Below are 11,933 nucleotides of genomic sequence, written 5' to 3'. Positions count from 1 at the left end.
TAAGTACTACTTATGACCCTTCGCGTTGTTGCCCGTGTTGTCACGTTACCCGGTAAGGAAAATGACTTTAAAGCTTTGGCATTACGTCTTGTCGAAGCTTCAAGAGTTGAAGCAGGATGCGTTAAGTATGAACTGCTGCAAAATTTAGAGGACTCGACTGATTTTACCTTTGTCGAAGAATGGACTGATGATGCTGCTTTGAATTTACACTTTCAGGCGCCGCATTTTGCAGAAGCTGCTGGAAAACTGGATGGTATCGTTGCTGTGGCACCTGATATTCGTCGTTATGAATTGGTGTATTAATTTATTATTCCATACCATACGCTCGAAGGGTATGGCTACACGAGCGAAGCCTGCCTTCGCAGGCTTCATAAGATGGGAGTTAAGTAATTTTACTGTAATGGTATTTATAATTTGAGCAACCTTGCTGTAACAAGATTGCTCAAAATGGTTCAGTATATAGTTTGGCTTTAGAAGGTTCGCAATATATTCATTTTATAGAATATAAATATTTGAATAAGCTTCAGTAGAAATACTAGAAATTTAATTCTGTCGGGTGCCTTATCCGAGAATATACGTGATACCTCCATTATTTAAGGTCTCTTATGCCAAAATCAACCATTACGGTGATGTTAGCGCCTTCATAACCGTGAAATAATACGTTTATGCGATTATACTCGGCTAGTATATTTATGGTTATGAGTTCTAATATTACATCTGCCGTTACATTTCAAACCAAAACACTACGCTTGCGAAATAGCGTACTCAAAGCTTTGAGTTTCGGTATAGTATCAACACTCGCGACTGCAACTCCAGGATTCGGCGCCGACCGTATAGCTTTTTATTATCCTCCATTCGGTGAGTTTACGATATCTACCGATGATATTGCAACTTATGCGGAGTCCGGTCGCGTTACTGACGACTTTGCTTTTTATCTAAACCGTGTTCCTTCTGCACAACGCGCGCAATTTCGGCAACTACTTAGGACTCGTTTCAAATTGAGTCGAACTTTAGTGTCGCAAGTTACATATGCACAGTTAGGGGAGAGTGTGGTGCGACGGTTGTCTGAGTTGATAATGACGGAAACAAGGGAAGGCAGTTTTTATGCTTTGCGTTCGTCATTGATATTGGGAACAACTGAAAAGGGAGAATTAAATATCGTTGATGTAATTCGTCGCTACCCCTCTAGTACTATTCGTCTCAACCTAACTGAGGGACAGGAAATACTTTCTAATCTTTCTGAGTTAATAAGAACGAGGGATAAGGTTGTTGAGGGTCTAAAAGAAGTAGCTTCATCTCAAACTGCTGCTGTAACTACTGATTTTTCTCAACAGCCAGATTTGCGAGTTCCAGGTAGTTTTGGGTTTAGGGTAGTATCTTTGGAGATGAATGATACTTCTCGAGGTCGCACGTTTCCTGTTGATTTATACTTGCCACAAAATAAAGATAACAGTTCAGGGGGCGCCTCAACTTCCATTAAACCACCATTTCGACTAATTGTTATTTCTCACGGTGTTGCTGAAGACCGCGAAACTTTTGCTTATGCTGCAAAGCATCTTGCTTCCTACGGTTTTGCCGTCGCAGTTCTCGAACATCCAGGTAGTGACGCGAAAAAAATTCAGCAGTACTTTGCAGGTTTAGCAAGTCCACCAGAAGCGCGCGAGTTAATTAACCGTCCTTTAGATATTAAATTCTTACTCGATCAACTGCAACGCCTTAATCAATCGGGTTCAAATTTTGTCGGACAACTTAATGTCCAAGAAGTTGGTGTAATAGGACACTCTTATGGTGGTTATACAGCTTTAACCCTAGCAGGCGCCACAATAGATGCTAGGTCGGTTCTTCAACAATGTAATCCGAATAATTCCTTAAATTTATCAGTATTTCTACAGTGCCGTGCAAATGAATTATTACGGCAGAGAATTCCAATTCCACCACTGCAAGACACGCGCGTTAAAGCAATAATGGCTTTAAATCCTTTAAGTAGTGTTGTATTAAATCAGAAAGGAGTTAGCCAAATTCAAGTTCCTGTAATGTTAATCGGTGGTAGTCAGGATGTGATAACACCAGCAGTTCCCGAACAGGTAATTCCTTACTCATGGTTAACGACGCAAAATAAGTATTTAGGATTAATCGAGAAGGGGACTCATTTCTCAGTGTCAGAAAAATTAAATGCTACCGAAAGTGTTCTACCAGTACCGAGGGGATTAATTGGTCCTGACCCAGCAATTGCCCAAACATATGTTAAAGCATTAAGCGTTGCATTCTTTGAAACCCACTTATCAAACCAGCAGCAATACAGTCCATATTTAAGTGCTTCCTATGCTCGCTATATTAGTAAGGCGCCGGTGAATATAGATTTAGTGCGTTCATTAACGAATGAGCAAATAGAGAAAATATTCGCGAATAATGGCAGGTAAAAAACGTAGGGTGCGTGACGCTACGAAAAAACTTCAACGCAGTTATAGGACTTGTAGCGTCACGCACCGACTATTAATTGTGATTAAATCTATCTAGTAACTCAGAGCGCGATAACTGCTGTATCAAGGGTATAAACTCCTCTTCTCCCAATGCTGACAAAGGTTGAATAATTTGATTGAGTTCGTCATCTAGAGAACCAAACCTAAATTGCAGTAGCTTTTCAAAAAATCTATACAGAGCTTCCTGACGCTCCTCTTGGCGCCCTTCTTGGCGCCCTTCTTGTCTAACTTCTTCTAGCTTTTGCAAATAAATCGGTGATAAAGTCATAATTAAATCCCTGCCCTCTTCTTCTGGGGGTTCTTTCAGTTGTAAGGTAGCCTTTAAACTTAATAGTAAGTTAACAGCTTTTTCCCGTAATGGGTTATTTAGTGGTAATGCTTCTAATTCCTTTATAGCTCGTTTTTGAGTTCCATCTCGACCCAAAAGCCTTAACCATAATGTTTCAGGTATCTCAGGCAGCTGATGAACGGCAATAATTGCACATCTAGTCTTTTTGCCAAGGAAATGTATTCCTATACACCAGTTTTGTTGGTCGAGTTTTGCATTGAATCCATCATCCAGCAATTCTTCCGATGCTGTCGGAGATATAATCCACAACCGTGGTAAGTCATCCATTGATAAGGGAGTTTCTGTTCGTCTGCTTTTTCGCTCTGCTTCGGCAAAGGTGGAGAATAGTTTACCTATACAACTACAAACTTCTAACGGTTGTACTGCATTCCGAAACGGTTCAAATAATGCTGCTGTATGTGCGAATCGTCCTAATAACCCTAATTCTACTGAAGATTCAGGTGGATGGGGAAATGGTGCAAAGTATACATCGATTTCTCTAATTTCTGATGATACTTTTTTGTCTGTCTTTACTTCTCCTACTGTCCCTAATAGTGCTTGTAAATAATTTTTGGAGAACTCGTCGTATGGGAATTGAGTCATTTCATGATTATTTTGAATACACCAGAATTATTTTATATACAAGTATCCGTATAAAGGTACTAAACAAAATAATAATTTAATTGAACATTCCGGTTAAAATTTCAGTTATATTTTTAAATGATGTTTGTATTTTATATTACTTTGGTTGTTGAGGTAAAATAGGGATTATAAGAAGATTGGCAACGGATTATGTAACGGATTTAACGGATAGATTTATCAGTTATTTTTGATACATTTGTATAAATATGAGTAAAAAAGATTTATTTCGTAACCAAATTTTTACGGTAGAGAATTTTCTTTCACCAACAGAATGCGCTGAGTGTATTAATTTTACTGAAAATCTTGGTTACACCGACGCTCCTATTACTACCAACAAAGGATTTGAAATGCGTCCCGAAGTGCGGAATAACCAGCGCGTTATTGTTGATGATGAGGAGCGTGCGGTTTACCTATGGCAGCGCTTATCAGATTATATTCCCAAAACTATTAATAGACGAGGCACCGTTGGATTAAACGAACGCTTTCGTTTTTATAAATATAGTCCGGGTCAACGTTTTGCTCCTCACAAAGATGGTTCCTACTTGAGAACTAATGGCGAAGAAAGCTTTTTAACTTTTATGATTTATTTAAATAGTGCCTTTGAGGGAGGGGAAACTTGTTTTTATTTACCAAACGCTTCTGGTACTCGTACTTTATCTGTTATTCCTAAAACGGGTATGGCTTTGTGCTTTTTTCATGAATTATTACACGAAGGCGCCTCTGTTATTCAAGGGCAAAAGTATGTTTTGCGTACAGATGTTATGTATGAGCAATATAAGTGCTGAGTATTGAGTGCTGAGTGCTGAGTAAAATACAATATTCTTTACTCAGGACTCAGCACTTTCTACTTTCTACTGTACAGTCCACCATGCTAATGCATAGGGTTGTTTTGCTTCGTTGACTTGTTTTGTGTATTGAACGCGAATTTTGTATTTACCTGCATTTGGAACTGGGCAAAATATATGTTCGACGCTATCAACTTCGCTAACTGAGGAACATGCTACCGAAGTGGCGCCGTTGGGAGTGTCTTGAACTAAGTATAAATCTAAATTATTTAAACCTCGGTCGCGAAAGCTTTCTCCATCATCGTACATTTGATTATTATTTTTATCTTCGAGTTCAACTAACCTATCCCAACTCAAAGTTAAAGATACAAAACTATTTGCTTTGAGTGGTTTTGCTAATGGATAATCTACTGAACTATTTGCTGTTATTGTATTGTAATCCCAACCTAAAGCGGGTACTTGTTGGTTCGGTTGCCATTGTCCTGCACTAAATTGTTGTAAAGCGCGCGATGCGTTTAAGTGTCCAGCCCCCATTTGAGCATGAAGTGGTATTTTTGGGTTTTTATAAGCATCTGAACTCAACCAGTCTAAATTCTGTTTGTCAATAATAGTCCGAGTCATCCCTAACCGTAACCCATCACCATTGTCTTTGATTTTATCGGCAGAGTTTAGTAATATTGCTTTCATGACTTCGTGGTGCCGTGAAGCTATACTCCAATTAGGCTGTTTTTTTCTCAACTGTCTATCGCCAAACTCTTGCAACAAAGCTATAGTTCCCGTCACGTGAGGCGCCGCGAAACTTGTACCTGTAACTTTATTTACCTTACCATCAGGATTTAACATCCGAATATTACTGCCGGGAGCGAGAATACCGACCGAACGGCGAACTCCTATGTTAATTTCTTTACCAGCTAAACGAGCAGCTACGCCTTCGTTTGCCGCAGCTAGGTTGGAAACGTCTACTTTTGTAAACATATCACCACGACGCGAAGAAAATGCGACATTCAACGCATTAAAATTATCGGTGGGAATGGGAATACCACCTTTACCTTGATTTCCTGCAATAATGTATAGCGAATTCTGAGTTCGACTCAACCAGTCAATGCACATTGTTAGTAACGCATTGCCATCGAGAACAGGGTCGGGACGGGGGTCACGGTTTAGTGGTTCTCCAAAGCTAAAATTAATCGCGCGCACATCACCACCATTTTGTGATGCAATATGCTGCGCTGCTATACATTCTTCCGGTTGTCCTTGGCTTTTCGTCGAACCAACTGCTGAAGAATAAAGTCTTGCATCGGGTGCAACCCCTGGAAACGCTTTGTCGTTACTTACCATCACACCCGCCACATTGTGTGCATGAGGATCAACACCGCTATTCGACTTTGCTGGCACAGTTCGCGAAAATACTGCCACAGGTGATAAAGCTCGATTATTTGAAACTGCTTTATCGACTCCGAACTTTCCTGGGCGCCCAATTTCAACTTGACCAATGGCAATTTTCCGCCCAGTTAAATTATAGGGAGGTTTATGCAGCTTGAGCGCATCGATTCCATAACTGTCTATTGAACTACTGAATTTAATTGCTAGAACTGGTGTACTCAATAAAGCTGTACTTAATAATCCCCAAAATACCCAGGTTTGTTTTTTCGCCATTTGTCTTTGTGAATGGTTAATGTAGGATGAAATTATGTAGATGAGCATAGGCTCATATTTTGTTACAATGCATACAGAAACTGAACGCATCTTAAGCCACTAGCCATGACCCATACGCCATCCGAAAAGCCCATTGTAATTGCTCCGTCTATATTATCAGCAGATTTTAGCCGTTTAGGAGAAGAAGTTCGTGCCGTTGATGAGGCAGGAGCTGACTGGATTCACGTTGATGTAATGGACGGACGTTTTGTTCCTAATATAACCATAGGTCCGCTGATAGTGGAAGCGATTCGTCCAGTTACAACAAAACCACTCGACGTTCACTTAATGATTGTTGAACCAGAAAAATACGTTGCTGATTTTGCCAAAGCTGGCGCCGACCATATTACGGTACACTGCGAGCATAATGCATCCCCGCATTTACACCGTACCCTTGGTTTGATCAAAGAGCATGGCAAAAAAGCAGGTGTAGTTCTGAATCCTTCAACTCCGCTGGATTTTATTGAGTATGTGCTTGATCTTGTTGATTTAGTATTAATCATGAGCGTTAACCCTGGTTTTGGGGGTCAAAGCTTTATTCCTGGGATGGTGCCCAAAATTCGTAAGTTGCGTCAAATGTGTGACGAACGCGGTTTAGACCCTTGGATCGAAGTTGATGGTGGACTAAAAGCGAATAATACTTGGCAGGTTTTGGAAGCTGGCGCCAACGCCATTGTTGCAGGTTCTGCTGTGTATAATGCTCCTAATTACGCAGAAGCTATCGAAGCTATCCGTAACAGCAAGCGTCCAACTCCGGAATTAGCCAAGGTTTAACCAAAAGGCTTTATAAACCAAATCTACATATCATAGATTACAAGTGGGCTGCTACTAGCAGCCTATTTTCATAATTATTTGTGGATTTGTGGATTTGTGGCACAGGCATCACGAACTGTGACTATTTATTTTACTTATGCTTCGCCACAGGTTATCATATCTATACTATTAATGCCTTATTTAACTCCCGACTATTTACTGGAGTCAGGAATATAAACGACTTGATAAGTTTATATAAATCAATTTATATAATTAATAAATGCTTTTCAAAGACTATTTGATAAAGCAAAATTAATTTTAATTAATTACAAAGATTGTTAAGTTTCAGGTAAGACAACAATGATAGTAAATACTCCAACAATTTTAGCGTCAGATTTTGACGGTGTTATTTGCGACGGTATGGTTGAGTATTTTGAGGTTGCTTGGCGAACATATTGCCAAATTTGGGCGCCGACTCAACAAATAGCATCTGATGATTATGCCGCCAGATTTTATAGTCTTCGACCAGTGATAGAAACAGGTTGGGAAATGCCAGTTTTAATCAAGGCAATAGTAGATAATATATCAGAAGACAATATATCGAAAAACTGGGCAAATATCAAAGAGCGAATTTTAACAGAACACAATCTTCAGTCATCGAACGTTGCACATAAACTTGATACATTACGCGATGAATGGATTGAGAATGACTTAGAAGATTGGATGAGTCTACATAGATTTTATCCGGGAGTTGCCGACAAAATTAGAAGTATAATTGCGAGTGGTATAAAAATATATATAGTCACAACAAAAGAAGGTAGATTTGCACACAAGTTGTTGCAAAAAGAAGGAATTGATTTACCGCGCGAAGTAGTTTTTGGAAAAGAAGCAAAACGTCCCAAATACGAAATATTGAGAGAATTGAAAGCAAATGCAGAAAACGCGAATATTTGGTTTATCGAAGACCGCTTAAACACCTTACACTTAGTTGAGCAGCAAAGCGACTTAGATGATATTACCCTATTTCTTGCAGATTGGGGTTACAACACTCCATCTGAACGATTAACTGCCCACAACGACCCACGTATACATTTGTTATCATTAGCACAATACTCACAAGATTTTTCCAAATGGGTTTAGAAGAGTGCTGAGTGCTGAGTGCTGAGTGAAGAGTGGAAGTATATAATGTTTGACATGATTAATTGGCAATATTTTAACTAACAATTTCTAACTTTTAACTTTTACTTAGCACTCAGCACTCAGCACTTTCTACTCCTACTCAGCACTTTTTACTTATTTTTATGCTTGACTTAACAAAACTCTCGCGTCAAATTCAAGGTTTGAGTCAACATCTGACGCAGGAAGCTGCCGCAGGGCAAAAGCGTTTAGAATTAGCGTCGAAATATTTAGTTGATGCGTTTTCGCGTCAGGATGAATTTGTCGAGAAGCAAGATAAGTGGAAAGACCGGATTATTTTTGCGAATGCGACTCCTATGGAACCGCTTAATAGTCGCATTGATATCCCTGTTCCACCGAAGGTACACACCGTTATTGCTACTGATGGTTCGCAAATAGCACCCAATCACCACGAAATCGCTTACTGTTACCTTATTAATATTGGACGAGTTGTTCTGCATTACGGACAAAATAAGCATCCACTTCTCGATAGTTTACCTGAAGTGTTTTATCGTCCTGAAGACTTGTATGCTTCTCGTAAATGGGGAATACGCACTGAGGAATGGATGAGTTTTCGACGCACTGCTTCCGAAGCAATGGTTTTAGCGGAGTTAGCTTGTGGACTTCTCGACGCACAAACCCCGCTCTTAAATCCGCGCGTTCCAACGCTGGCAATGGTGGATGGTTCCCTTATTTATTGGTTTCTCGAACAGTTACCTCTAGAAGCGCGCGAACATATTTTACCACCTATTCTCGAAGCATGGGGTCAAATGAAATCCAGTCGCGCGCCTTTAATGGGTTATCTCAGCGCTTCACGTAACGTTGAGGGAGTCAACTTTTTACGATTGCTTGCCTGTACTCACCCTGTTCCTGATTGTCTTAGTTTTTGTCCTAACCAAAACGATAAAGTCCCTTGTAAAGTTTTTGACCCGCTACGCGATAGTACCCTTTGGGCTACCCAACTCCAACCTGGACAGCGTGGACCCCTGTGGCGTAGTAACGCACGTATTCTCGAATTGTACCAAGACCAGCAAATCTATTTCTGTTATGTTCACGTCGGAACCGAAATTGCACGGATTGAAGTACCAAGGTGGGTTGCAGAAGATACAGAACTATTTGACGAATCTCTTGGATTAATGTTAGCTCAGGTCCAAAAAGGTTATGGTTATCCTGTAGCAATTGCAGAAGCACACAACCAAGCTGTTGTTAAAGGTGGAGATAAAGCGCGCTTTTTCTCGGTTTTAGAACGGCAAATGATTAAAGCTGGGCTAAAAAACGTTGGAACTTCCTACAAAGAAGCGCGTAAACGAGGAAGTATTGCTTAAATAATTGATCCCCCCAACCCCCCTTAATAAGACCTACAGTGTACACACATCTTTGAATAACACCCCTTTTTTCCTCTCTTTGTGTTCTTTGTGCCTTTGTGGTTTATCTTTTTAAGGAACCACAAAGACACGAAGGACACAAAGGAAGAGAAGAAAAGTAACTTTGAGAGACTTGTGTGTACACGGTAAGGGGGTTAGGGGGGATCATCATGCGTCAAATCATTCTCTTTGTAACAATTCCTTGTTTTCACGGTGGTTGTAATATAATTTTTACCTTAAGCTACTTAACAAGTATGGTAGCAAACCATCGAGAATGTACTACGTAAATAAATGAGAATTCTGCTTGTTGATGATGACGAAATATTTTCCGAGCTGCTGAAAGCCAATTTAGTCGAGCAGAATTATGTTGTTGATGTTGCTCCCGATGGAATTGACGGTTGGGATTATGTTGAGGCTACTAGCTATGATTTGATTGTTTTGGATGTTATGTTACCAAAACTTGACGGTATTAGCTTTTGCCGGAAGCTACGCGCGAAGGGTTTACAGGTTCCGGTGCTGCTTCTAACTTCTAGGGGTGTGAGCGATGATAAAATAATGGGTCTTGATGCAGGTGCCGATGATTATGCAGTCAAGACGATATCGCTACCAGAACTCGAAGCACGTATTCGCGCGTTGCTGCGTCGAAAAGCAAATACAGCTTCTCCAGTCCTAGTGTGGGGAGATTTACAGTTAGACCCTAGCAAATGCGAAGTGAGGTATGGGGAAATATTGCTTAACTTAACTGCGAAAGAATATGGCTTACTCGAATTATTCATGCAGAATAGCCAAAAAATTCACAGTCAGACGAGTATTCTAAGTAAATTATGGTCGTTAGAAGATGAACCTCCAAGTCCCGAAACAGTAAGGGCACTTATTAAACGGTTACGACAAAAACTCAAATCTGTCGGCGCCTCCGATTTGATCGAAACTGTATATGGAATGGGATATCGTCTTAACCCAGCTTTTCAAAAAGCACTATCCACTAAAACTACTATCCCAATTCCAATAATTGACAATAAAATTCAAGGAAAGAAATCCTTACAGGCGCCTTCTGGTAATTCACAACAAAGACGCGAAGAAATGTATCAAGAAAGTAAATTAAGTATTCTTGAACAAGTCACGCTGTTAAAATGCGCGGTTCGAGATGATGTAAACACAGCTATAAACGAAGCTCACAAATTAATTGGTTCACTCTCAATACTAAATCTACCTCAAGCCAGTTTAATTGCTCAAAATATAGAGACGCTTTTGCAAAACCAATTACCCTTAACATCACAACAACTTCAATTAGTAACTAATCAAGTCGAGACGCTACATACTCTCGTTCAATCTGCTTCCCAGCCAGATACTATACATCAATCTCAAACTCAAACTATAAAACCTCCAAAAAAACCTGAAGCAAAGGTAATGGTGCTAGATGACGACAAGCTGGTTTCACGTCTAGTACGAACTTTACTTGAACCTTGGGGATTACAAGTAACTATTCTCAACGACCCACAGCGACTTTGGGAAGAATTAGAGGCCGTCATACCCGACTTGTTAATTCTTGACGTACAAATGCCCCATACAAATGGCATTGAGTTGTGTCAAATGATACGCAATAATTCTCAATGGGCATGGTTGCCGATATTATTCCTAACAGGACAGCGTGATGCAGAAACGATACAAAATGTGTTTGCAGCAGGAGGAGATGATTATGTGAGTAAACCTGTTGTTGCACCGGAGTTGATAACGCGGATTTTCAACCGTTTAGAGCGCGCGCGTTTGCTGCGTGAGCAAGCAGAAACCGATACGTTAACAGGTCTACCAAATCGTCACCGTTCGACTCAAGATATAGATAAGTTCCTGCATTTAGCTTCCCAATATCAGCAGCCGTTTAGTTTGGCAGTATTAACATTAGATAAATTATCCCAAATCAATCGTGATTATGGACATCGACTCGGCGACCAAATGCTACGTAAGTTAGCTCATCTTTTACGTCTAGAATTACGGAATGAGGATATTGTTTCACGTTGGAACGGCGCCGAGTTTATTATTGGTATGTACGGTCTAAATCGCGGTGAAGGTGCAGACTGGTTAGCAGAAGTGTTGGAATTACTGCGACAAATTCAGTTTGATGTAGACAATATTACAAGCGTAAACGTTACTTTTAGCGCTGGTGTAGCTCAGTACCCAGATGACGCTAAAGACATTCAACCTCTTTATAAAAAAGCTGTATCGACATTAGAACAAGCTAAACAATCTGGATGTCAAGTATTATCAGCTACCTGGCAACCTATAAAAACCCATCCAATACCGTTAATGGATGTTATTTTACTACATCGCGATTCAGAATTCGCTAATCAAATAATGGGCGCCCTCGAAATTAGAGGTTATCATGTCCGATGGATACAAGATGGACAACGCGCGATGGATGCTTTGGCGCCTACCCCTAGTTTGTACGGTAAAGTTATTTTACTAGAGGATAATCTGCCAGATATATGTGGTTTAGATTTACTCAAAGAGTTTAAACGCGCGAAAGTTACACAACGTACAAAAGTTTTGTGGCTGTCTACTCAAGCTCAGGATGTTGAGACAGCGTTAAACTTGGGATGTTTTGATTATATTAATATCCCTTGCAACATTTCCGCTTTTATGCATAGGTTGCGACAAACTTTATTGTAACCCCCCAAAATTTTTAATGTTGGGTGATGTTGGGTTCCGTTCTGAG

At 40.1% G+C, this 11,933-nt stretch carries 9 protein-coding genes; 7 read left to right on the top strand and 2 right to left on the bottom strand.

Annotated elements, in window-relative coordinates; all coding sequences use genetic code 11:
* Window positions 1-12 precede the first annotated feature (12 nt).
* Window positions 13-303 (top strand): putative quinol monooxygenase, encoded by a 291-nt coding sequence (locus tag AC2JBO_RS03850; RefSeq protein WP_496952303.1) that lies wholly within the window; start codon window positions 13-15, stop codon window positions 301-303.
* A 395-nt stretch (window positions 304-698) separates the two neighbouring features.
* Window positions 699-2,420, top strand: coding sequence for an alpha/beta hydrolase (locus tag AC2JBO_RS03845; RefSeq protein WP_496952302.1), 1,722 nt, complete (start codon window positions 699-701; stop codon window positions 2,418-2,420).
* 73 nt (window positions 2,421-2,493) lie between these two features.
* Here the strand turns inward: AC2JBO_RS03845 and AC2JBO_RS03840 are convergent, their stop codons facing one another.
* Window positions 2,494-3,411: a hypothetical protein gene (locus AC2JBO_RS03840; RefSeq protein WP_496952301.1), complete on the bottom strand. Its 918-nt coding sequence runs from the start codon at window positions 3,409-3,411 to the stop codon at window positions 2,494-2,496.
* Between the two features lie 245 nt (window positions 3,412-3,656).
* On the opposite strand from AC2JBO_RS03840, the gene AC2JBO_RS03835 reads away from it, so the two are divergent.
* Complete coding sequence (locus tag AC2JBO_RS03835; RefSeq protein WP_496952300.1) at window positions 3,657-4,235, top strand: prolyl hydroxylase family protein; 579 nt, start codon at window positions 3,657-3,659, stop codon at window positions 4,233-4,235.
* A gap of 66 nt (window positions 4,236-4,301) precedes the next feature.
* Here the strand turns inward: AC2JBO_RS03835 and AC2JBO_RS03830 are convergent, their stop codons facing one another.
* Window positions 4,302-5,891: a S8 family serine peptidase gene (locus tag AC2JBO_RS03830; RefSeq protein WP_496952299.1), complete on the bottom strand. Its 1,590-nt coding sequence runs from the start codon at window positions 5,889-5,891 to the stop codon at window positions 4,302-4,304.
* 105 nt (window positions 5,892-5,996) lie between these two features.
* Here AC2JBO_RS03830 and rpe point away from each other — a divergent pair, with 105 nt between their 5' ends.
* From rpe to AC2JBO_RS03810, 4 genes are all read left to right on the top strand, one after another.
* A complete protein-coding gene (gene rpe / locus AC2JBO_RS03825; RefSeq protein ID WP_496952298.1) occupies window positions 5,997-6,704 on the top strand; it encodes a ribulose-phosphate 3-epimerase in 708 nt (235 codons plus the stop codon).
* 339 nt (window positions 6,705-7,043) lie between these two features.
* Window positions 7,044-7,823 carry an HAD family hydrolase gene (locus AC2JBO_RS03820; protein WP_496952297.1) on the top strand — a complete coding sequence of 260 codons (780 nt, stop codon included), beginning with the start codon at window positions 7,044-7,046 and terminating at the stop codon, window positions 7,821-7,823.
* 161 nt (window positions 7,824-7,984) lie between these two features.
* Window positions 7,985-9,184 (top strand): DNA double-strand break repair nuclease NurA, encoded by a 1,200-nt coding sequence (locus tag AC2JBO_RS03815; RefSeq protein WP_496952296.1) that lies wholly within the window; start codon window positions 7,985-7,987, stop codon window positions 9,182-9,184.
* Between the two features lie 330 nt (window positions 9,185-9,514).
* Window positions 9,515-11,887, top strand: coding sequence for a response regulator (locus tag AC2JBO_RS03810; protein ID WP_496952295.1), 2,373 nt, complete (start codon window positions 9,515-9,517; stop codon window positions 11,885-11,887).
* Window positions 11,888-11,933 lie beyond the last annotated feature (46 nt).

The sequence above is a fragment of the Calothrix sp. CBUCES-K 9914 genome (genome assembly GCF_059640475.1).
Note: the sequence above shows the minus strand (reverse complement) of the source record. Positions and strands in the feature narration are given on the sequence as shown.

What these genes read in the sequence shown, in the direction of transcription:
- AC2JBO_RS03850 (WP_496952303.1), top strand. Translation starts at nt 13, where the DNA reads ATGACCCTTCGCGTTGTTGCCCGTGTTGTCACGTTACCCGGTAAGGAA.
- AC2JBO_RS03845 (WP_496952302.1), top strand. Translation starts at nt 699, where the DNA reads ATGAGTTCTAATATTACATCTGCCGTTACATTTCAAACCAAAACACTA.
- AC2JBO_RS03840 (WP_496952301.1), bottom strand. Translation starts at nt 3,411, where the DNA reads ATGACTCAATTCCCATACGACGAGTTCTCCAAAAATTATTTACAAGCA.
- AC2JBO_RS03835 (WP_496952300.1), top strand. Translation starts at nt 3,657, where the DNA reads ATGAGTAAAAAAGATTTATTTCGTAACCAAATTTTTACGGTAGAGAAT.
- AC2JBO_RS03830 (WP_496952299.1), bottom strand. Translation starts at nt 5,891, where the DNA reads ATGGCGAAAAAACAAACCTGGGTATTTTGGGGATTATTAAGTACAGCT.
- rpe (WP_496952298.1), top strand. Translation starts at nt 5,997, where the DNA reads ATGACCCATACGCCATCCGAAAAGCCCATTGTAATTGCTCCGTCTATA.
- AC2JBO_RS03820 (WP_496952297.1), top strand. Translation starts at nt 7,044, where the DNA reads ATGATAGTAAATACTCCAACAATTTTAGCGTCAGATTTTGACGGTGTT.
- AC2JBO_RS03815 (WP_496952296.1), top strand. Translation starts at nt 7,985, where the DNA reads ATGCTTGACTTAACAAAACTCTCGCGTCAAATTCAAGGTTTGAGTCAA.
- AC2JBO_RS03810 (WP_496952295.1), top strand. Translation starts at nt 9,515, where the DNA reads ATGAGAATTCTGCTTGTTGATGATGACGAAATATTTTCCGAGCTGCTG.